General features: G+C 68.5%; 20 protein-coding genes and 1 pseudogene. 7 read left to right on the top strand and 14 right to left on the bottom strand.

Annotation, left to right across the window (positions count from 1 at the left end; all coding sequences use genetic code 11):
* A pseudogene (locus ACTZWU_RS15425) lies at positions 1–172 on the bottom strand (IS3 family transposase); the annotation flags it as partial.
* Positions 173–312: 140 nt separating this feature from the next.
* On the opposite strand from ACTZWU_RS15425, the gene ACTZWU_RS15420 reads away from it, so the two are divergent.
* From ACTZWU_RS15420 to ACTZWU_RS15395, 6 genes are all read left to right on the top strand, one after another.
* Positions 313–1,896 (top strand): ABC transporter substrate-binding protein, encoded by a 1,584-nt coding sequence (locus ACTZWU_RS15420; RefSeq protein ID WP_444738253.1) that lies wholly within the window; start codon positions 313–315, stop codon positions 1,894–1,896.
* 75 nt (positions 1,897–1,971) lie between these two features.
* Entirely contained in the window at positions 1,972–2,952 is a 981-nt protein-coding gene (locus ACTZWU_RS15415; protein WP_444738252.1) for an ABC transporter permease, read from the top strand.
* A gap of 3 nt (positions 2,953–2,955) precedes the next feature.
* Positions 2,956–3,921 (top strand): ABC transporter permease, encoded by a 966-nt coding sequence (locus ACTZWU_RS15410; protein WP_444738251.1) that lies wholly within the window; start codon positions 2,956–2,958, stop codon positions 3,919–3,921.
* A 4-nt stretch (positions 3,922–3,925) separates the two neighbouring features.
* Complete coding sequence (locus ACTZWU_RS15405) at positions 3,926–4,906, top strand: ABC transporter ATP-binding protein (protein WP_444738250.1); 981 nt, start codon at positions 3,926–3,928, stop codon at positions 4,904–4,906.
* The gene (locus tag ACTZWU_RS15400) at positions 4,903–5,898 is read left to right on the top strand and encodes an ABC transporter ATP-binding protein (protein ID WP_444738249.1); all 996 of its coding nucleotides are present in this window, start codon (positions 4,903–4,905) and stop codon (positions 5,896–5,898) included. The genes ACTZWU_RS15405 and ACTZWU_RS15400 overlap by 4 nt, the downstream gene beginning before the upstream one ends.
* 107 nt (positions 5,899–6,005) lie before the next feature.
* Entirely contained in the window at positions 6,006–6,263 is a 258-nt protein-coding gene (locus ACTZWU_RS15395; protein ID WP_444738248.1) for a sulfurtransferase TusA family protein, read from the top strand.
* On the opposite strand, the gene ACTZWU_RS15390 is transcribed toward ACTZWU_RS15395, so the two are convergent.
* The 6 genes from ACTZWU_RS15390 to ACTZWU_RS15365 are packed head-to-tail and all read right to left on the bottom strand — an operon-like array spanning position 6,260 to position 11,957.
* Positions 6,260–6,772 carry a DUF2478 domain-containing protein gene (locus ACTZWU_RS15390; protein WP_444738247.1) on the bottom strand — a complete coding sequence of 171 codons (513 nt, stop codon included), beginning with the start codon at positions 6,770–6,772 and terminating at the stop codon, positions 6,260–6,262. The two genes, ACTZWU_RS15395 and ACTZWU_RS15390, sit on opposite strands and share 4 nt — an antisense overlap.
* A 59-nt stretch (positions 6,773–6,831) precedes the next feature.
* A complete protein-coding gene (locus ACTZWU_RS15385; RefSeq protein ID WP_444738246.1) occupies positions 6,832–8,745 on the bottom strand; it encodes a molybdopterin biosynthesis protein in 1,914 nt (637 codons plus the stop codon).
* Positions 8,742–9,716 carry a hypothetical protein gene (locus tag ACTZWU_RS15380; protein ID WP_444738245.1) on the bottom strand — a complete coding sequence of 325 codons (975 nt, stop codon included), beginning with the start codon at positions 9,714–9,716 and terminating at the stop codon, positions 8,742–8,744. The genes ACTZWU_RS15385 and ACTZWU_RS15380 overlap by 4 nt, the downstream gene beginning before the upstream one ends.
* Before the next feature lie 50 nt (positions 9,717–9,766).
* The gene (locus tag ACTZWU_RS15375; protein WP_444738244.1) at positions 9,767–10,585 is read right to left on the bottom strand and encodes a substrate-binding domain-containing protein; all 819 of its coding nucleotides are present in this window, start codon (positions 10,583–10,585) and stop codon (positions 9,767–9,769) included.
* A 23-nt stretch (positions 10,586–10,608) separates the two neighbouring features.
* On the bottom strand, positions 10,609–11,322 hold the full coding sequence (locus ACTZWU_RS15370; RefSeq protein WP_444738243.1) for an ATP-binding cassette domain-containing protein: 714 nt from the start codon (positions 11,320–11,322) through the stop codon (positions 10,609–10,611).
* Positions 11,319–11,957, bottom strand: coding sequence for an ABC transporter permease (locus tag ACTZWU_RS15365; protein WP_444738242.1), 639 nt, complete (start codon positions 11,955–11,957; stop codon positions 11,319–11,321). The genes ACTZWU_RS15370 and ACTZWU_RS15365 overlap by 4 nt, the downstream gene beginning before the upstream one ends.
* A 196-nt stretch (positions 11,958–12,153) precedes the next feature.
* On the opposite strand from ACTZWU_RS15365, the gene ACTZWU_RS15360 reads away from it, so the two are divergent.
* Positions 12,154–13,017 carry a substrate-binding domain-containing protein gene (locus ACTZWU_RS15360; protein ID WP_444738241.1) on the top strand — a complete coding sequence of 288 codons (864 nt, stop codon included), beginning with the start codon at positions 12,154–12,156 and terminating at the stop codon, positions 13,015–13,017.
* A 6-nt stretch (positions 13,018–13,023) separates the two neighbouring features.
* Here the strand turns inward: ACTZWU_RS15360 and ACTZWU_RS15355 are convergent, their stop codons facing one another.
* The 7 genes from ACTZWU_RS15355 to ACTZWU_RS15325 form a co-directional block, all read right to left on the bottom strand.
* Positions 13,024–14,307: a molybdopterin-binding protein gene (locus ACTZWU_RS15355; protein WP_444738240.1), complete on the bottom strand. Its 1,284-nt coding sequence runs from the start codon at positions 14,305–14,307 to the stop codon at positions 13,024–13,026.
* Positions 14,304–14,795, bottom strand: a complete 492-nt coding sequence (mobB, locus tag ACTZWU_RS15350; RefSeq protein WP_444738239.1) for a molybdopterin-guanine dinucleotide biosynthesis protein B — start codon at positions 14,793–14,795, stop codon at positions 14,304–14,306. Before mobB ends, ACTZWU_RS15355 begins: the two co-directional genes overlap by 4 nt.
* Positions 14,792–15,397: a molybdenum cofactor guanylyltransferase MobA gene (gene mobA, locus ACTZWU_RS15345; protein ID WP_444738238.1), complete on the bottom strand. Its 606-nt coding sequence runs from the start codon at positions 15,395–15,397 to the stop codon at positions 14,792–14,794. Before mobA ends, mobB begins: the two co-directional genes overlap by 4 nt.
* The gene (locus tag ACTZWU_RS15340) at positions 15,394–16,263 is read right to left on the bottom strand and encodes a formate dehydrogenase accessory sulfurtransferase FdhD (protein WP_444738237.1); all 870 of its coding nucleotides are present in this window, start codon (positions 16,261–16,263) and stop codon (positions 15,394–15,396) included. The genes mobA and ACTZWU_RS15340 overlap by 4 nt, the downstream gene beginning before the upstream one ends.
* 82 nt (positions 16,264–16,345) lie before the next feature.
* Positions 16,346–17,572, bottom strand: a complete 1,227-nt coding sequence (locus ACTZWU_RS15335) for a c-type cytochrome (RefSeq protein WP_444738236.1) — start codon at positions 17,570–17,572, stop codon at positions 16,346–16,348.
* Positions 17,573–17,576: 4 nt separating this feature from the next.
* Positions 17,577–17,732 carry a hypothetical protein gene (locus ACTZWU_RS15330; RefSeq protein WP_444738235.1) on the bottom strand — a complete coding sequence of 52 codons (156 nt, stop codon included), beginning with the start codon at positions 17,730–17,732 and terminating at the stop codon, positions 17,577–17,579.
* Between the two features lie 10 nt (positions 17,733–17,742).
* Positions 17,743–18,828, bottom strand: coding sequence for an Mrp/NBP35 family ATP-binding protein (locus tag ACTZWU_RS15325; RefSeq protein WP_444738234.1), 1,086 nt, complete (start codon positions 18,826–18,828; stop codon positions 17,743–17,745).
* Positions 18,829–18,834: the final 6 nt, after the last annotated feature.

Raw genomic sequence — 18,834 nt, 5'->3', positions numbered from 1 at the left:
CTCCCCCTGCAGCAGGCCGATCTGCCGATAGCCGAGACCTCTGGCGTAGCGACGCGATCTTCTGCATGGCCTTGCGAATCCCCGAATTGGCGGACGGCCGCTCACGACGCGCCGTTTTCGGATCGACGCCGACCAAAACGCAGACCCGGCATTGCGAGGCGACCTGATCCCGTATCGCCTTGAACAGCGCGGCTTTCGCAAGAAACCTGTCCGACCGGTCAAAATTTAATTGAACAGCCGTTTGGTATAGGCTTCTGTGTCTGCAGTGGCTGCGCCCGACGCGGCCTTTCAGAACATTCAGGGAGACAAGCCATGAAAAAGGTGACCACACGCCTCGGCATCGCGCTGCTGTCCACGTCGATCCTTGCCGGCGCCGCCTCGGCCGAGACGATCCGTTGGGCGCGTGCCTCGGACGCGCTGACGCTGGACCCGCATTCGCAGAACCAGGGCGTCACGCACAACTTCGCCCACCACATCTACGAAACGCTGGTGGACCGCGATGTCGAGGGCAACCTGCAGCCTCGGCTGGCGACCGAATGGACGCTCAAGGAAGACGACCCGACCGTCTGGATCTTCAAGCTGCGCGAGGGCGTGACCTTCCATGACGGCGCGGCCTTCACCGCCGATGACGTGGTCTTCTCGCTGGACCGCGCCCGGTCCGAGACCTCGAACATGCGCCAGCTGCATGTCGAGGTGGCCGAGGTGCGCGCCGTGGACGACCTGACCGTCGAGGTGCAGATGACCGGCCCCTCGCCGCTTTATCCCAACAACCTCACCAACACCTTCATCATGGACCGCGAATGGTCCGAGGCCAATGACGTGGTCGAGGTGCAGGACTACGCCGCGGGCGAGGACAATTTCGCCGTCCGCAACACCAACGGCACCGGCCCCTATATCCTGCAATCGCGCGAGGTGGATGTCCGTTCGGTCCTGACCCTGAACGAGAACCACTGGGCCGAGGAAACCCCGGCCGTGACCGAGATCATCTATCTGCCCATCGCCGACAACGCGACCCGCATCGCGGCGCTGCTGTCGGGCGAGGTGGATCTGGTGCAGGACGTGCCGGTGCAGGACATCGACCGCCTGCAGAACACCCAGGGCATCAAGATCGAGACCGGCCCGGAAAACCGGGTGATCTATTTCGGCTACCGCTTCGGCGAGGAACCGCTGGCCTCGTCGAACGTCACCGACGCCAACCCCTTCAACGACCCGCGCGTGCGCGAGGCGATGGAGCTTGCGATCGACCGCGACGCGATCGCGCAGGTCGTGATGCGCGGTCAGGCGATCCCGACGGGCGTTGCGAACCCGCCCTTTGTCGCCGGCTGGACCGAGGAACTGAACGCCTATCCGGCGGTCGATCTGGAACGCGCGCAGGAGCTGATGACCGAGGCGGGCTATGAAAACGGCTTCACCGTCACGCTGGACACGCCCAACAACCGCTATGTCAACGACGAGGCGATCAGCCAGGCCGTCGTCGCCATGCTGGGCCGCATCGGCATCAATGTGACGCTGGCCTCGCGCCCGGTCGCGCAGCATTCGCCGCTGGTGACGTCGAACACGACCGACTTCTACCTGCTGGGCTGGGGCGTTCCGACCTTTGATTCCGCCTATGTGTTCAACGATCTGGTCCACACCAAGGATGGCAGCTACGGCGCCTATAACGGCGGGCTCTATTCGAACCCCGAGCTGGACGAAAAGATCAGGTCGCTCGGCACCGAGACCGACATGGAGGTCCGCGACGCCACCGTCGCCGAGATCTGGCAGGTCGTGAAAGAGGACCGCGTGCTGCTGCCGATCCACAACCAGGTGCTGGCCTATGCGATGCGGGACGGGCTGACCCTGCCGGTTCACCCGGAAAACCAGCCGCTGCTGACCAGCCTGACCATCTCCGAGTGATCTGACGACCTGACGGACCGCCGCGTTCGGGAATCTCCCGAGCGCGGCGTTTCCCTATTTCGAGAGGATATGGCCATGCTGGCCTTCATCATCCGCAGGCTGGCGCAATCGGTGCTGGTCATGCTGTTCGTGGCGCTGATCGCCTTCATCGTCTTTCGCTATGTCGGCGATCCCATCGCCAGCATGGTCGGCGTCGAGACGCGGCTGGAGGATCAAGAGATCATGCGCGACCGGCTGGGCCTCAACGACCCGGTCATCTGGCAATTCCTGCGCTTCATCGGCAACGCGCTGCAGGGCGAATTCGGGATCTCGTATCGTCTGCAACAGCCGGTGACGGAACTGATCCTGTCGCGCCTGCCCGCAACGCTGGAACTGGCCTTCGCCTCGGCCACCATCGCGATGGTCTTCGGCCTGACGCTCGGCGTCTTCACCGCGCTGAAGCCGAAAAGCTTCCTGACCGGTTTCATCATGGCCGTCTCGCTGATCGGGGTGTCGCTGCCGACCTTCCTGATCGGGATCGGCCTCATCTACATCTTCGCGGTCGAGCTGGGCTGGTTCCCCTCGTTCGGGCGGGGCGACACGGTGCAGATCGGCGCTTGGCGCACCGGGCTTCTGACGGAAAGCGGCCTCCGCTCGCTGGTGCTGCCCGCGATCACGCTGTCGCTGTTCCAGCTGACGCTGATCATGCGCCTTGTGCGCGCCGAGATGCTGGAGGTGCTGCGGACCGAATACATCCGCTTTGCCCGCGCGCGCGGGCTGTCGCAGCGGGCGATCCATTTCGGCCATGCGCTGAAGAACACGCTGGTCCCGGTCATCACCATCACCGGCCTTCAGCTGGGCTCGGTCATCGCCTTCGCCATCGTGACCGAGACAGTCTTTCAGTGGCCCGGCGTCGGATCGCTGTTCATCGTGTCGGTGCAGGTGGTCGATGTGCCGGTGATGGCCGCTTACCTCATGTTCATCGCGCTGGTCTTCGTGCTGATCAACCTGATCGTCGATATTCTTTATTACGTCGTCGACCCGCGCCTGCGCGTCGATGCCGGAAACGGGAAGTAACCCATGACACACCCAACCCAAGGCAAGGCCGCGCCCATCGTGCCGCCCAAGCCCCAAGGCAGGCTGAAAGCCGCGCTGGACAGCGACATCTTCTATTCCTGGCGCCGTTCGCCCGTGACGGTGGTGGCGACCATCGTCGCGTTGTCGCTGATTCTGATAGCGGTGCTTGCACCCTGGATCGCGCCGCACAATCCGTTCAATCCGGCCAGCCTGAACCTGATGGACGGCTTCACCCCGCCGATGACGGAAAACCAGTTCACCGGAAACAGCTACCTGCTGGGCACCGACAATCAGGGCCGGGACGTGCTGTCCTCGATCATGTATGGCAGCCGCATCAGCCTGTTCGTGGGCGCGATGGCGACGGCCTTTGCGATCACGCTTGGCGTCACGCTTGGGCTGGTGGCGGGCTATAATGGCGGGATGATCGACGGCATCATCATGCGCATCGCCGATATCCAGCTGTCCTTTCCCGGCATCCTGATCGCGCTGCTGATCTTCGGCATTGCGCGCGGCCTGATCCCCGCGAACCAGCAAGAGAGCATGGCGATCTGGGTCCTGATCATCGCCATCGGCCTGTCGAACTGGGCGCAGTTCGCCCGCACCGTGCGCGGCGCCACGATGGTCGAACGGCAAAAGGACTACGTCTCGGCCGCGCGGATCATGGGGGTGCATCCCTTCCTGATCCTGCTGCGCCACGTCCTGCCCAACGTCCTTGGCCCCGTGCTGGTCATCGGCACCATCGGCCTCGCGCTCGCGATCATCGAAGAAGCGACGTTGTCCTTCCTCGGCGTGGGCGTTCCGCCGACCCAGCCCTCGCTTGGCACGCTGATCCGCATCGGGCAGCAGTTCCTGTTCTCGGGCGAGTGGTGGATCCTTCTGTTCCCGGCGCTGACGCTGATCCTGCTGGCGCTTTCGGTGAACCTCCTGGGCGACTGGCTGCGCGACGCGCTGAACCCCAAGCTGCGGTGAGGCCATGACAAAACCCGTTCTTTCCGTCCGAGGCCTCACGGTCGAGTTTCCCACAAGGCGCGGCCTTCTGACCGCTGTCGAGGACATCACCTTTGACATCATGCCCGGCGAGGTGCTGGGCATGGTCGGCGAAAGCGGTGCCGGCAAGTCGATGACCGGCGCCGCCATCATCGGCCTGATCGACCCGCCCGGCCGCATCGCCCGCGGCGAGATCTGGCTGGGCGACAAACGCATCGACAATCTTGCGCCCGACGAGATGCGCAAGATCCGGGGCCGCCGGATCGGCATGATCTTCCAGGACCCGCTGACCTCGCTCAATCCGCTCTACCGCATCTCGCGCCAGTTGATCGAGACGATCCGCACGCACCTGCCGCTGTCCGAGGCTGACGCCCGCAAGCGCGCCGTGAAGCTGCTGGACGATGTGGGCATCCCGGATGCGGCACGGCGGATCGACGATTACCCGCACCAGTTCTCGGGCGGGATGCGGCAGCGCGTGGTGATCGCGCTGGCGCTCTGCGCAGACCCCGAGGTGGTGATCGCGGACGAGCCGACAACCGCGCTGGATGTGTCTGTGCAGGCCCAGATCATCGACGTGATGAAGGAAATCTGCGCCGAGCGCGGCGCCGCGATCATGCTGGTCACGCATGACATGGGGGTGATTGCCGAAACCGCCGACCGCGTGGCGGTGATGTATGCCGGGCGCCTGGCCGAGCTTGGCCCCGTGGCAAGCGTCATCAAGGACGCCAAGCACCCCTATTCGCAGGGGCTGATGGGCGCGATCCCGAAGCTGGGCGAGAACCTTGACCGGCTGGTGCATATCCCCGGCTCGATGCCGCGCCTGAACGCGATCCCGCAGGGCTGCGCCTTCAACCCGCGCTGTCCCAAGGTCTTCGACAAGTGCCGCACCCACCGGCCCGACGCGTCCGAGATCGAACCCGGCCGCCGCGCCGCCTGCTGGCTTTACCCGGAGGTCACCGAAGCATGAGCGACACCCTTCTGGACGTCCGCAACCTGTCGCGGCGCTTCGACGTCTCGGCCCCCTGGCTGAACCGCAAGATCGAGGGCAAGGACAAGGTCTATGTCAACGCGGTCAAGGATGTCAGCTTCACCGTCGCCAAGGGCAAGACCTTTGCGCTGGTGGGCGAAAGCGGTTCGGGCAAATCCACCATCGCCCGCCTGATCGTCGGCCTGCTGGAGCCGACCGAGGGCGAGATCGTCTTTGACGGCACCTCGCTGGCCCGCGGTCTGCGGGGCGCCGAGGCGCGCCGCCTGCGCCGCCGGTTCCAGATGATCTTTCAGGACCCGCTGGCCAGCCTGAACCCGCGCTGGCGGGTGACGGACATCATCGCCGAACCCCTGCGCGTGTTCGAGCGCGGCATGAACGACCGGGCGCGGCGGATGCGGGTGGGGGAACTGCTGACCCTCGTCGGCCTCTCGCCCGAGGACGGGCTGAAGTTCCCGCACCAGTTTTCCGGCGGGCAGCGCCAGCGCATCGCCATCGCGCGGGCGCTGGCCGCCAAGCCCGAATTCATCGTCTGCGACGAGCCGACGAGCGCGCTGGACGTGTCGGTGCAGGCGCAGATCCTGAACCTGATGAAGGACCTGCAGGACGAATTCGGGCTGACCTATGTGTTCATCTCGCACAACCTTCAGGTCGTGCGGCACATGGCGGACGAAATCGGCGTTCTCTACCTTGGTCGTCTGGCCGAGGTGGGCGAGGCCGAGGCGCTGTTCGCGACCCCCCAGCACCCCTATACGCGGATGCTGCTGGACGCGGTGCCCGATATCGAGATGACCGGCCGCCGCCGTAAAAAAGTCGAGGGCGAGATCCCCTCGCCCATCGACCCGCCGCCGGGCTGTCCCTTTCACCCGCGCTGCCCCTTTGCCAATGACCGCTGCCGGACCGAGATCCCGGGCCTGACGCGGCGCGGGGTGCAGGCCGCCGCCTGCCACGCGGTCGAGGAAGGGCGCATCTGAATCAGGACCGGGCGGCCCGCGCCGCCCGGTCCGGACCAAAGGCCCGCGCTTGCCGCGATGCGCCCCGGCCGCTAGGCTTGATGCAAGACCACAGGGACGGCGCACCAATGTCACCTCAGACCGAAACGCTTGATACGACGGGGCTTCTCTGCCCTCTGCCCGTGCTGAAGGCGCGCAAGCGTCTCAAGGCCATGGCGCCGGGCAGCCTGCTGCGGCTGGTCGCGACCGACCCGGCGGCGGTGATCGACGTGCCGCATTTCTGCGCCGAGGCCGGGCACGAGCTTGTCACCACCGAAGAAACCGAAGGCGGACAGGCCCGCATCTTCGTGATCCGCTGCGGTCCGGGCCGCGCGCCCGACGCCTAGGCCTGCACGGCGCGCAGGGCGGAATGCCATGCCGTGATCGCCTGCAATTCGGCGGGCAGTTCCGACGCCATGTCCCCGGCGAAATCCAGAAACGCGGCGCGTTGGATCGCCGATACCGTGGTCAGGACCGGGATGCCGTCCGCCAGCGCCTTGCCGATCAGGTCGCGAAAGCCGCGCCCCTCGGCCTCGGACTTGCCGAACTTGTTGACGATCAGCAGATCGGGCGCGGCGCGCGCCATGCCGGCCTCGACAAGGGCCACGGCCTCGGCCAGCCCTTGCGGGTCCAGCCGGCAGCCCGTCGCATCGCGGCCCAGATCCTGCGAGATCGCGACGACACGGTCCGAGCCCAGAACCGCCAGCATCATCCGGCAGGGCCGATCCGGCGCGACCTCTTGGTTCTGCTGCAAGGCGCCCGCGACACGCAGGCCATCCGCCCCCAATCGCGTGGCGGCATCGCCCAGCAGCGCGTCCAGACCGCCCTGCCCGTCATTCACCAGAAATCCAAGCATCCGCCCCTCCGCTTTCCCCTTGGGCAGCATCGCCCCATGATCGGGGCGCTGGCAAGGGCTCACCGCGCCGCAGGGGTGAAGCCCAGACCGATCAGCGCCTCGGCACTGGCGGCCAGAGCCTCTTCGAAGGCGGCGATGGCGCCCGGGTCGCGCGGGTCGGACCACAGCGCAAAGTCGTAATGTTCTTCGGCCAGGGGGGCAAAGCCCAGATCCAGCGCCTCGGCCACCGGGGCGATGGCGATTCCCCAATCGGCCCGGCCCTGCGCCACAGCCGCCGCCACCGCATTATGCGAAGCGGGCTGGTTCCAGTAGCCGCCGGGCCTTGCGCCGCCGAGCAGGCGATCCGTCAACACCCGCGTGCCGGACCCCTGGTTGCGGTTCACCATCAGCGCGTCAGGGTCGGCAAGAAACGCGGCCAGGATGGCGTCGGGCGATCCCTTGGCCCTCGGGTCGCCCTTGCGGTGCACGATCCCCTGCATCCGCCGCCAACCGGGCAAAAGCCGCATCCCCTGATCCAGGAAAGGCGCGTTATAGATGCCGGTCGCGGGGTCCAGAAGATGGATCGGCGCGATGTCGCAAGCCCGCCGCCGCAGGGCCGCAAGCCCGCCATGCGATCCGGTCGCCAGAAGGCGCGGCACGATCCCCTGCCCGGACAGCGCGCCCACTACCGCATCAAGCCCGGTGCAATGGCTGCCGATGATCGCCAGAGCGGGCGCGGTGATGCCGGGGGTGAACAGCGTCACACGCGCCTCGGTGCCCTCGGGCAAGTGGTCGGCCAAGGCGGGGATGGTCACGAAGCCGTCGGCCTCGGCAAAGGCCGTGACCGCGCCAGACCCTTTCGAGACCGGATGCGCGACCAGCCCCTCCGGACCATGCGTCAGGGCGACCATCGCGAACTCGGTGCGCCCGAAATCCGACGCCAGCCGCAGCGGCAGATGCGCCGTGACCTGCGCCGCATTCTCGCGCGGCAGGCCTGCCATCGCGCGCAAGGCCGGGGCGACCAGTTCGTGAAAGGTGAACATGGCCGAGGTCGGAAACCCCGGCAGCACCACGACCGGCTTGCCGCCGCAGACCGCAAGGCAGAGCGGCTTGCCCGGCTTCAGCGCGACGCCATGCGCGACGATGCCCGGATCGCCCAAGCCCTCGATCACCTTGACCGTCAGATCGCCCGCCCCCTTGGAGGTGCCCCCGGACAGGATCAGCCCGTCATGCGCGTCATGGGCCGCGCGCACGGCAGCCTCCAGCGCCCCGGCCTCGTCCGGCAGGGCGCCCAGATGCACCGCGTCGCAGCCGCTTTCGCGCAGGGCCGCCACGATGACAGGGCCGTTGGAATCGTAGATCGCCGCCGGGCGCAGAAGCTGGCCGGGCTGCACCAGTTCGTCCCCGGTCGAAAGGACCGCGATGCGCGGGCGCCGCCAGACCTCGGCCGCGCCTATGCCGACCGCCGCCAGCATCGCCACCTCGCGCGAGCCGATGACCGCCCCGCGCCGCAGCACCACCTGTCCCCGCGCGATGTCGGACCCGGCAAAGGCGATGTTCGATCCCGGCGCCAACGCGCGCGCGACCATGATCCCGTCCGGGGCGGGCTCGGTATGTTCAATCATCACCACCGCATCGGCTCCGCGCGGGATCGGGCCGCCCGTCGCGATGGGTGTCGCCGTGCCGGGCGCGACGACCAGCGCGGGCTGGATGCCGCAGGCGATGGTTTCGGGGTTAAGCGTCAGGCGCAGCGGTTCGGCGGCCGAGACTTCGGCCAGATCGGCGGCGCGCAGCGCAAAGCCGTCCACGGTGGACCGGTCAAAGGGCGGCGCATCGACCCCCGCCGTCACGTCGCGCGCCAGAACGCGGCCCGCCAGATCGGTCAGGGAAACGGTCTCGGACCGCAGGGGGGCCGGGCGCAGGGCGTCCCAAAAGGCCGTCTCGGCCTCATCTCGCGACAGGATGCGCAGGAACTGGGTCTGATCGGCGGTCATGCGAAATCCTGTTCAGGGTCAAGCGGATAAGCGGGGATCGTGGCCCCGGCGGGATAGCCCTCGATCTCGGGCGGGATCAACGCATAGGCACGCGCCTGCGACAGGGCCGACAGCGTGACCAGCCCCGCGGCAAAAGGGTGCCAGCCTTCGGGATCGGGGCGCAGAAGGACCAGCTCGGTCTGCCCGATGGCCGAGGCGATCTTGCGCGTCAGCACCACGGGGCGCTGCGGCAGCGCACTACCCGACAGCGCCGCCAGTGCGGGCTGGGCAAGCGCCAGCAGGACCGCCAGCGCCGAGTCAAAGCGCGGCGGCAGATCGATGACCAGCCCCGCATCGTCGCGCGCGATCCAGCCGGCCTCGCCCGGTGCCAGCGCCAGACGCGGCCTGTGAGACGCGGCGACCCGCAACAGCAGATCGGGCTGCGCGGCCACGACCAGCGCGCCCTGCGCCCGCGCCCAATGGGCAGCGAAACCGGCCAGATCGGGGCAATCCAACGCCAGCTGAACGCGTGGACGCCGCAGCAGGGCCTGATCCAGCCCCGCGAGCCGCGCGACAAGCAGGATGCGCGCGGTCAGCCTTTCGCCCGCGCGGGCGATCGGATCGCCGCACCGCCCGTCATGGCCTGCGCGGCGGATGCCCTCGCCCGGCTGAACCTCGCGCAGGGCCGCGGGGCCGGGGCCGATGGCGTCGGGCGGCAGGACCGCGTTCTGGCCGGGCGCCAGCGCATCGCCCGGACGCAGAAGTGCCCCGGCGATGGGCAGGGGCATCTGCGGGCTGGCGCCCATCAGATCCGAGGCGACCACGCCCACCCCCTCGCGCAGGGCGACCGCGCGGGCGGGCAGGTCGGTGGGAAAGAACAAGTCTTCGGCCAAGACAGCACCCGGGGCCAAAGCCACCCGCTCAGGCGCAACGGGGGGCAGCCCGGCCAGAGCCTGCTGCAAGGGGCTGGAAACGGGCACAAGTTGCGTCATGTCCAAGACCTAGCCTTGGTCAGGCGCCTTGACCAGTGCCCGCCTTGCGCTCACTCGTCGCGGGCGCTTGGAAAGAACAGCTGCTCGCCGCCGATGGTGAAGCCCGCGATGGCCGCCTGTCCCGCATCCGAGATGATCCAGTCGATGAAGGCCTGCCCCTGTTCGGCCTTGATATGCGGATGTTTCTCGGGGTTCACAAGGATGATGCCATAGGGGTTGAACAGCGCCGGGTCGCCCTGATGGACGATCTCGAGCGGGCCGCGATTGTCAAAGCTGAGCCAGGTGCCGCGATCGGTCAGCGCATAGGCCGGCACCTGCGAGGCCGTGTTCAGCGTCGCCCCCATCCCCGAGCCGGTGGACAGATACCATTCGCCCGCAGGCTCGATCCCCGCAGCGGACCACAGGGCCTTTTCCGCGACATGGGTGCCGCTGTCATCCCCGCGCGAGGCGAAGGACGCGCCCGCCCCGGCAATGGCCGCCATCGCGGCGGCGGCGTCGGGGGCTTCGCGCAGGCGGGCGGGGTCGTCACCGGGGCCGACGATGACGAAATCGTTGTACATCACGTCGAAACGCTCGACCCCGTAGCCCTCGGCCACGAAGGCCTGTTCCTGGGCGCGGGCATGGACGAAGACCACATCGGCATCGCCCCGGCGCCCGGTTTCCAGCGCCTGCCCGGTCCCCTGCGAAACGACGCGCACCTCGATCCCGGTCTCGGCCTGAAAGATCGGCAGGATATGCCCGAACAGGCCCGAATTCTCGGTCGAGGTGGTCGAGGCGACGGTGATGAAATCCTGCGCGGCGGCAGGCAGCGCGGCCAGAAGCCCCAAGGCAGACACGGCCGACAGGATGAAACGGCGGGTATGGGTCATGGTTCGCTTTCTCCCCTTTGCGATTACCAGATCAGATCGCCCGCGAGAAATGCGCGGGCCTCGGGGGTTTCGGGCCCCGCGAAGAAGTCGGCGGCCGGGCGATGTTCGATCAGGCGGCCGCGATGCAGGAAGGCCACGTCCTGCCCGAGGCGGCGAGCCTGCCCCAGATTATGTGTGGTCATGACGATGGTGATCCCGGCATCCGAGAATTGCGCCACCATCTCTTCGATGATGCGGGTGGCCGAGGGGTCCAGCGCCGAGGACGGCTCGTCCAGAAACAGCACCTGCGGGCGCATCGCCCATGCGCGGGCCAGCGCAAGGCGCTGCTGTTCGCCCCCCGACAAAAGCCGCGCGGGGCGATCCGCCATCGCGGACAGGCCGAAACGGTCCAGCGTCAGGGAAACGGCCTCGTGCCGGGCCGCGCGCGTCAGGCCCCGCAGCGCCAGCGGGTAATCCAGATTGGCCGCCACGGATCGGCGCAGCAGGACGGGGCGTTGAAAGACCATGGCCTGCGCTTCGGGCCGCGCCTCGCCGCTGGCCCAGAGGCGGCGGCCCGCACTGGGGTCGATCAACCCGTGGCAGAGCCGCAGGAACAGGCTTTTGCCCGCGCCGTTCGCGCCCATCACGATCAGGCGCCGTCCGGCCTCGATCCGCAGCGTGATGCCCGACAGCAATGCCACACCGCCCGGCGCATAGGTCACGTCCTCAAGCGACAGGGGCAGGATCGACGCGCTCATCCCAGCCGCCCCCGCGCCCATTGCCCGGCCCCCCAGGCCAGCGCGTTCAGCGTCAGCGTCAGCGTCAGCAGGATGATCCCAAGCGCGACCGCCAGCCCCAGATTGCCGCGGCTGGTCTCAAGCGTGATCGCGGTCGTCATGGTCCGGGTATGCCCCGCGATGTTGCCGCCGACGATCAGCACGGCGCCCACCTCGGCGCTGGCGCGACCGAACCCGGCCAGCACCCCGGTCAGCAGCGACACGCGCCCGTCCCAAAGCAGCGTCGGCACAGCCCGCGCCCGCCCCGCCCCGAGCGACAGAAGCTGTTCGCGGTATTCGGCCCACAGATCTTCGACCACGGACCGGGTCAGAGAGATGACGATGGGCAGGATCAGCAGCGTCTGCGCGATGACCATCGCCGTCGGCGTGAAGAGCAGCGCCAGAGGTCCAAGCGGCCCCGACCGCGAGAGGGTCAGATAGACGACCAGCCCCGCCACGACCGGCGGCAGTCCCATCAGCGCGTTGAAGGCCACGATCACCGCGCCGCGCCCCGGAAACCGTGCCAGCGCCAGCACCGCCCCAAGGGGCAGGCCGATCACGCAGGCAATCGCCACCGCGCTCAGCGTGACGCGCAGCGACAGGCCGATGATCTGCATCAGCGCGTCATCGCCGCTGGCGATCAAAGTCAAGGCAGTTGCGAAAGGCCCGTCCACAGAGATTCCTTGCATGGATCTGTGGAAAAGAGCAGAAAATCAGCAGCAACTCAAACGCGGAAGTTTTGCAGGAGTTTGCATCATAATGCACGAGAGTCACCCGGTTCGCGCCGCTTCCGAAGGCCCTGCATCGCCGTTGATGACGACGGCAGAGGTCGCCGATTACCTGCGCGTCAAAGAACGCACGATCTACGAGATGGTCGCGCGGCAGACGATTCCGTTCAGCCGCGTCACCGGTAAGCTGCTGTTCCCCCGCCGTCTGGTCGATGCCTGGCTTGAGGCGCAGACCGAACTGCCCGCGGCAGGGATTGCCGCCGCGCCACCGATCTATGCGGGCTCGAACGATCCGTTGCTCGAATGGGCGCTCAGGCAATCGGGCAGCGGGCTGGCGGTGCTGGCGCGCGGGTCCGTCCGGGGGCTTGAAGACCTGGCGGCGGGGCGCGCGGTTCTGGCGGGGTTCCACCTGATCGACCCCGATACGGGCGAATGGAACATCGCTGCCGCCCGTGCCCATCTGCCCGGCACGTCGCATGTCCTGATCCATTGGGCGCGGCGGGTGCAGGGGCTGATCGTCGGGGCCGGGAATCCACTAGGCATCACCGGGCTGAAGGACGCGGCAGCGCGCGGATTGCGCGTTGCGACGCGCGCCGGGGGCGCCGGATCGACGCGGCTGTTCGAGATGCTGCTATCGCGCGAAGGGCTGACCATGGCCGACCTGACCATCGCGGACCGCCCGACCGAGACGCACGCCGATCTGGCCGCGCTGATCGAGACGGGCGAGGCCGATCTGGGCCTTGGCCTTCAGGCCGTGGCCGGGCGCTTGGGTTTTCTGCCGCTGGTCACGGATGAAGGCTTCGATCTGGCGATGACCCGGCGCGACTATTTCGAGCCGCCCGTCCAGAGGCTGCTGGCCTTTGCGCGCTCGGACGGTTTTGCCCGCCGGGCCGAACATCTGGGCGGCTACGACCTGACCGATCTGGGCAAGGTGCTGTGGAACGGCTAAGGCTGCTTAGCCCGCCGCGCCCTGCATTACCCCGAACAAGGCATAGGGCAGGAAGCGCACCGGATCGCCGGGGCCGATCTCGCAGGCCTCGTCGGGCAGTTCCACGAAGCCCGTCCCCCATGACAGCCCCGAAATCCGGCCCGAGCCTTCGGACTGGAACACCTCGGCGCGGCCCTCGGCGTCCAGCCGCGCGCGCAGGAATTCGCGGCGGCCTGCCTTTTTCCGCTTGGAGAAGCTGGCAGGCACGGTGAAGGCCTGCGGCGCCGTCCAGCCCGCACCCGACAGCAGCGACAGCGCAGGGCGCGCAAAGACCAGCGCGCAGGTATAGGCCGCGACCGGGTTGCCCGGCAGGCCAAAGACCGGCACGCCCTGCCACAGGGCCAGCGCCAGCGGGCGGCCCGGCTTGATCGCGATGCGCCAACTGGTCAGCGTGCCCTGATCGCGCAGCAACCGCGAGACGTGGTCCTCGTCCCCCGCCGAGGCACCGCCCGAGGTCAGGATCACATCGGCCCGCGCAGCGCCCTCGTCCAGCCGGGCGGCGATCTGGGCCGGATCATCGGGGGCAAGGCCCAGATCGACCGGCTCGAAGCCCCAGCCTTCGGCCAGGGCCAGCAGCATCGGGCGGTTCGCGTCATAGATCTGGTGCGGCAAGGCGGCGCGCGACGGGTCGGACAGCAATTCGTCACCCGTGGACAGGACCGCGACCCGCAGGCGCCGATGCACCTGCACCCGCGCGACGCCAAGCGCGGTCAGCAGGGCGACATCGGCCGGGCCAATGCGGCGTCCCTTGGGCAGGGCCTCGGCGCCCTCGGCCAGATCCTCGCCGGCCTTGCGCGTGTTCGCGCCACGCTTGACCGGCCCGTCAAAGGCCAATGTGGTGCCGTCGGTCGCGCAGTCCTCCTGCATCACGACGGTATCGACGCCGGGGGGCAGGATCGCGCCGGTCAGGATCCGCAGCGCCTGACCCATCTGCAGCGTGCCGTCAAAGGGCTGCCCCGCCGCCGCGCGCCCCTGCGCCAAGGGCAGATTCTGCACGCCCTCGCCCGTCGCCGCATGGGCAAAGCCGTAGCCATCCACCGCCGCATTGGCCATGGGTGGGTTCGACCGCATCGCGATCGCGGGGGCGGCCAGCACGCGCCCCACGGCCTGCGCGGTGGGCAGTTCCTCGGTGGCGGTCACGGCATGCAGCGCCGCGCGCAGCCGCGCCAGAGCCTCGTCCACCGGCAGCCAATCCACCCCCTGCGGCATCGCAAAGGCATCGTTGCGCAGACGGGGCGGGGTCAGGCTCATAGGTTCACCTCGGATCGGATGAAGGCGGCGATGGCGGGAATGTCGTCCAGATCGAAAAGCGGCAGCGCGATCTGGGGCGCGCTGTCCGAGGCGACGGCCCGGATCGTCGGGTTCTCGGGCGCCAGCAAAGCGCGGCCCGTGGCGGCGCGATGGGCTTCGATCTTGGGATGGGGGGCGCGCTTGTAGCCCTCGACCAGGACAAGATCGCAGGGCGCCAGATGCGCCAGCAGATCGGCCAGAGGCGGTTCGGCCGCGCCGCGCAGCTCCGTCATCACGGCCCAACGGGCGGGCGAGGCGACGATGACCTGGCCCGCGCCCGCCTGCCGATGGCGAAAGCTGTCGCGGCCGGGATGGTCGATCTCGGTGTCGTGGTGGGCGTGCTTGACGGTCGAGACGCGCAGGCCCTGAGCCGTGAAATGCGCAACCAGCCGTTCGGTCAGCGTGGTCTTGCCGGTATTCTTCCAGCCGGTGATGCCGTAAACCCTCATGCCTGCGGGGCCAGCGCGTTGGCCCGGGCGATATCCTCGGGCGTGTTGACGTTGAAGAACGGATCGAAGGGCAGGCTGTCGAACGCGGCCAGACCCGCGCCATGCCCGTCGGTCCACAGGACGATCTTGCGCAGGCCCCCCGTCAGCGCGGCGCGCAGGTCATCGCGCAGCGCGACAGGCCAGAGACCAAAGGTCGGGTGACGGCGCAGCTTGCCCGTCTGGTCCGGGCTGCCCGCGAGGCAGAGGCCAGACGGACCCGCATGGGCCACCAGACGCGCCGCCAGATCGCGCGGGAAAAAGGGCGTGTCGGCGGCGGCGGTCACGATGGCATCGGCGCCCTGCCCGGCCGCCCAGTCCAGCCCCGCCAACACCCCCGCCAAGGGGCCGGGATGGTCCGGCAGGCTGTCGGGCAGGACCGGCAGGCCGAATTCCGACAGGCGCGCGGGATCGCCATTGGCGTTGATCGCCATCGCGCCCACCTGAGGCGTCAGCCGGTCGATCACATGGTCGATCAGTCGCTTCCCGCCCACCTGCAGCAGGCCCTTGTCGCCGCCGCCCATCCGCGTGGCGCGCCCGCCCGCCAGAACGATGCCCGCGATCATTCCTCGGCCCCCTTGCGGCGATGCCTACGATCCTCGTCGGGGATATGCGCGAGATCGGCGTCGCGGATCAGCCGCCCCTCGCCCGACAGGCAGACAAAGCGCTGCCCGCGCATCCGGCCGATCAGCGTCAGGCCCAATTGCTGCGCGATCTCGACGCCCCATGCGGTGAACCCCGAGCGCGAGGCCAGAACCGGTATCCCCATCATCGCCGTCTTGATCACCATCTCGGATGTCAGCCGGCCCGTCGTGTAAAGGATCTTGTCCGCCGCAGGCACGTCATGGCGCAGCATGAAGCCCGCCACCTTGTCCACCGCATTGTGGCGGCCGACATCCTCCATATAGACCAGCACGCGATCCTGCTGGCAAAGGACCGTGCCATGGATCGCACCGGCGCTGAGATAAAGCGAGGGCAGCGTGTTGATGCTGCGCGCCAAGGCGTAAAGCCAACTGGTACGGATTTCGGCCTGGGGCAGGGTCACGCCCTCCAGCCCCTCCATCATGTCGCCGAAGACGGTGCCCACCGCGCAGCCGCTGGTGCGGGTCTTCTTCTTCAGCTTTTCCTCGTAATTGCTTTGGGTCGCGGTGCGGACGACGACGGTCTCGACATCCTCGTCGTAATCGACGCCGGTCACCACGTCATCGTCGCGCAGCATCCCCTGATTGCGCAGGAAGCCAAGCGCCAGATATTCCGGGTAATCGCCGATCGTCATGGCGGTGACGATCTCCTGGCTGTTCAAGTAGATCGTCAGCGGGCGTTCCTCGACCACGGCGATCTCGATCTCGGCCCCGGTCTGATCAAGCCCGCGCACGGCACGCGTCAGGCGCGGCAGGGTCGGGTCGGGCAACAGGGGATAGGTCGGTGTCATGGTTCTTCCCGCATGATGGGGGTCAGGTATAGCCTGCCGGGCGCGCGATGCCAGCCCCTGTGACAGGGGGCGTCATGTGGCCTCAGGGGGCGAACTGCGCCAGATACTCGGCCAAGGCCGCGCGGTCGCCGGGATCGGCAATGCGCTGATCGGGCATCCGCGAGCCGGGCGTATAGGCTTCGGGGCCTTGCTCGAACAGGGCCGACAGGGTGTCGGGCGTCCAGATGATCGCCATGTCGCGCAAAGCGGGCGAGAAGGCAAAGCCATCGACGGTGGCGATCTGGCGACCGAACAGGCCGTGCAGGCTGGGCCCCGCGCGGGAATGATCGCCCGGCGCAAGCGAGTGGCAGATCGCGCAGGCCCGCCAGACCTCGGCGCCGCGGCTGCCGTCCTGCCCTGCGCCCGCATCGGCAAGCGGCGTGGTGCCCAGGGGCCGGCCATCCGCCAGTGAAAAGCGCCGGACCACGCCCTGCGCCCCGGCGGCGAACAGCTCATCCTCGTCGAAAGCCAGCGCCCAGACCGGGCCGACCCCGCCCGGCACCTCGGCCCGGCTGGTCAGAAAGGGCAGATCCAGAAGCCAGACCGAGCCGTCGACCGCCGCAGCCGCCACCGTGCCCGGCGCCGAGGCCACCGCAACCAGCGGGCGGTCGGTCAGGAAACGCTCTGGCAGCATCGCGCCCTCTGCCGACATGAGCTGCAGGTTGCCATCGGCGAAGGGCACGGCCAGCACGTCTCCGGCGCGGGCAAGGCCGTTGGGCAGGCCCGGCAGCCCCGTGCGTGCCAAGAGCCGGTCACCCGCGCCCCATCGGGCAAAGCGCAGATCCGCGCCGACCGAAACCAGCGCGCCGTCCGCCATGAAGGCCAGCCCCGCGACCCGCCCGTCATGTGCGTCAAAGGTGGTCAGGGCGCCATCGGCAAGGTCGATCCGGCCGATGCGGCCATCGCCGAAACCCGCTGCAAGGGCGCCGTCGGCGTAAGCCAGGACCGTGACCGGCGCGACCCCGGACGGGGTGGCCCAGACCGGGGCGTCCTGCCCCGCGCGCCAGAGCGCGACACGTCCGTCCTGTCCGGCGCTGGCGAAACCGCCCGGCACCAGCGCCACGGCGCTGACATTGCCGCTGTGGAAATGCTCGATCCGCGCGGCGGTGCCGTCATCGGCGTTCCACAGGATCACGCGGCCATCGAACCCGCCCGACACGACCCCATCCGCGCCTGCATCAAGTGCGCTGACCGGACCGCCATGCCCGCTGAGATCCTGCGCGGCGACAGGCAGCGCCAGCAGCGCGAAAGCCAGCGCGGCAAGGCGCATCGGCTCAGTTGCTCAGCAAGTTCGAGCCGGGCTTGTCCACCCGCGCACCCTCGGTCGTAAAGGCGGAGTAGGCGGGGTTCTGGAAGTTGGCATCCAGCACATAGCTGGCGCCATAGGCGGCGATCACGGCAAAGACGACGGCGGCTGCAAAGGCTTTCATCGGTTTCTCCTCATGGGTTGGGGCCAAGGGCCCGGCGTTCAGGGCTGAGCCCGGTCAGGATCGACCGGGCAATCTGCTGGTAGATCGCGCCCAGCACCCCGTCGGGGTCGCGGGCGGTGATGGGCTGGCCCGCATCGGATGCGGCGCGCAGTTCCATCGTCAGGGGGACGGCGCCCAGGAACGGCACGCCCAGACGGGTCGCTTCGGCCCGCGCGCCGCCATCGCCAAAGATCGCATGCTGGCTGCCGCAATCGGGGCAGATGAAATGTGCCATGTTCTCGACGATGCCCAGGATCGGCACATCGACCTTGCGGAACATGGCGATGCCGCGCCGGGCGTCGATCAGCGACAGGTCCTGCGGCGTGGACACGATCACCGCGCCCGACAGCCGCGTCCCCTGCGCCAGCGCAAGCTGCGCATCGCCGGTGCCGGGGGGCATGTCCACCAGCAGCACATCCAGCGCGCCCCATTCCACATCGGCCATCAGCTGCGTGATCGCCGACATGACCATCGGCCCGCGCCAGACCATCGCGGTTTCCGAATCCACCAGCACGCCCATCGACATGGCGCGCAGGCCATAGGCCTGCATGGGCCGCAGCTTGCGTCCCTCGGCCTGCGGCTTGCCGTGCAGGCCCAGCAGCGTGGGCAGGCTGGGGCCGTGGATGTCGGCGTCGAGGATGCCGACCTTCAACCCCTGCGCCGCCATGCCGAGCGCCAGATTCACCGTCGTCGTGGACTTGCCCACGCCGCCCTTGCCCGAAGCCACGGCGATCACATGGCGCACCTGCGCCAGAGGGTCGGCCTTGGACTGCGGTTGCGGGTTCGGAGCGTCCAACCGAGGCGGAGCGGGCGTCTCGGCGGTCAGCACGACAAAGGCACTGGTGATGCCCGGCACGCCGCGCAACCGCGCCTCGGCGGCATCGCGCAGGGCAGCCAGCGAGGGCGCCTCGGCCGGGGTGGTCTGAATAGACAGGTTCACGCGATTTCCGACGATCCCCATGCCGACGATACGCCCCGATGCCAGCAGATCCGAGCCATCGGGCAATGACAGACCCGACAATGCGTCGCGCAGCATATCGTCGGTGAGGTCGGCCATATCGGT

Source organism: Paracoccus sp. NSM (assembly GCF_052379855.1).
In the GTDB taxonomy this organism is placed as follows: domain Bacteria; phylum Pseudomonadota; class Alphaproteobacteria; order Rhodobacterales; family Rhodobacteraceae; genus Paracoccus.
The sequence above is the reverse complement of the archived record's forward strand: the minus strand, read 5'-3'. Positions and strand labels throughout refer to the sequence as shown.

Bases quoted from the DNA above. Each gene is read 5' to 3' on its own strand.
- ACTZWU_RS15420 (WP_444738253.1), top strand. From the start codon at position 313: ATGAAAAAGGTGACCACACGCCTCGGCATCGCGCTGCTGTCCACGTCG.
- ACTZWU_RS15415 (WP_444738252.1), top strand. From the start codon at position 1,972: ATGCTGGCCTTCATCATCCGCAGGCTGGCGCAATCGGTGCTGGTCATG.
- ACTZWU_RS15410 (WP_444738251.1), top strand. From the start codon at position 2,956: ATGACACACCCAACCCAAGGCAAGGCCGCGCCCATCGTGCCGCCCAAG.
- ACTZWU_RS15405 (WP_444738250.1), top strand. From the start codon at position 3,926: ATGACAAAACCCGTTCTTTCCGTCCGAGGCCTCACGGTCGAGTTTCCC.
- ACTZWU_RS15400 (WP_444738249.1), top strand. From the start codon at position 4,903: ATGAGCGACACCCTTCTGGACGTCCGCAACCTGTCGCGGCGCTTCGAC.
- ACTZWU_RS15395 (WP_444738248.1), top strand. From the start codon at position 6,006: ATGTCACCTCAGACCGAAACGCTTGATACGACGGGGCTTCTCTGCCCT.
- ACTZWU_RS15390 (WP_444738247.1), bottom strand. From the start codon at position 6,772: ATGCTTGGATTTCTGGTGAATGACGGGCAGGGCGGTCTGGACGCGCTG.
- ACTZWU_RS15385 (WP_444738246.1), bottom strand. From the start codon at position 8,745: ATGACCGCCGATCAGACCCAGTTCCTGCGCATCCTGTCGCGAGATGAG.
- ACTZWU_RS15380 (WP_444738245.1), bottom strand. From the start codon at position 9,716: ATGACGCAACTTGTGCCCGTTTCCAGCCCCTTGCAGCAGGCTCTGGCC.
- ACTZWU_RS15375 (WP_444738244.1), bottom strand. From the start codon at position 10,585: ATGACCCATACCCGCCGTTTCATCCTGTCGGCCGTGTCTGCCTTGGGG.
- ACTZWU_RS15370 (WP_444738243.1), bottom strand. From the start codon at position 11,322: ATGAGCGCGTCGATCCTGCCCCTGTCGCTTGAGGACGTGACCTATGCG.
- ACTZWU_RS15365 (WP_444738242.1), bottom strand. From the start codon at position 11,957: ATGCAGATCATCGGCCTGTCGCTGCGCGTCACGCTGAGCGCGGTGGCG.
- ACTZWU_RS15360 (WP_444738241.1), top strand. From the start codon at position 12,154: ATGACGACGGCAGAGGTCGCCGATTACCTGCGCGTCAAAGAACGCACG.
- ACTZWU_RS15355 (WP_444738240.1), bottom strand. From the start codon at position 14,307: ATGAGCCTGACCCCGCCCCGTCTGCGCAACGATGCCTTTGCGATGCCG.
- mobB (WP_444738239.1), bottom strand. From the start codon at position 14,795: ATGAGGGTTTACGGCATCACCGGCTGGAAGAATACCGGCAAGACCACG.
- mobA (WP_444738238.1), bottom strand. From the start codon at position 15,397: ATGATCGCGGGCATCGTTCTGGCGGGCGGGCGCGCCACGCGGATGGGC.
- ACTZWU_RS15340 (WP_444738237.1), bottom strand. From the start codon at position 16,263: ATGACACCGACCTATCCCCTGTTGCCCGACCCGACCCTGCCGCGCCTG.
- ACTZWU_RS15335 (WP_444738236.1), bottom strand. From the start codon at position 17,572: ATGCGCCTTGCCGCGCTGGCTTTCGCGCTGCTGGCGCTGCCTGTCGCC.
- ACTZWU_RS15330 (WP_444738235.1), bottom strand. From the start codon at position 17,732: ATGAAAGCCTTTGCAGCCGCCGTCGTCTTTGCCGTGATCGCCGCCTAT.
- ACTZWU_RS15325 (WP_444738234.1), bottom strand. From the start codon at position 18,828: ATGGCCGACCTCACCGACGATATGCTGCGCGACGCATTGTCGGGTCTG.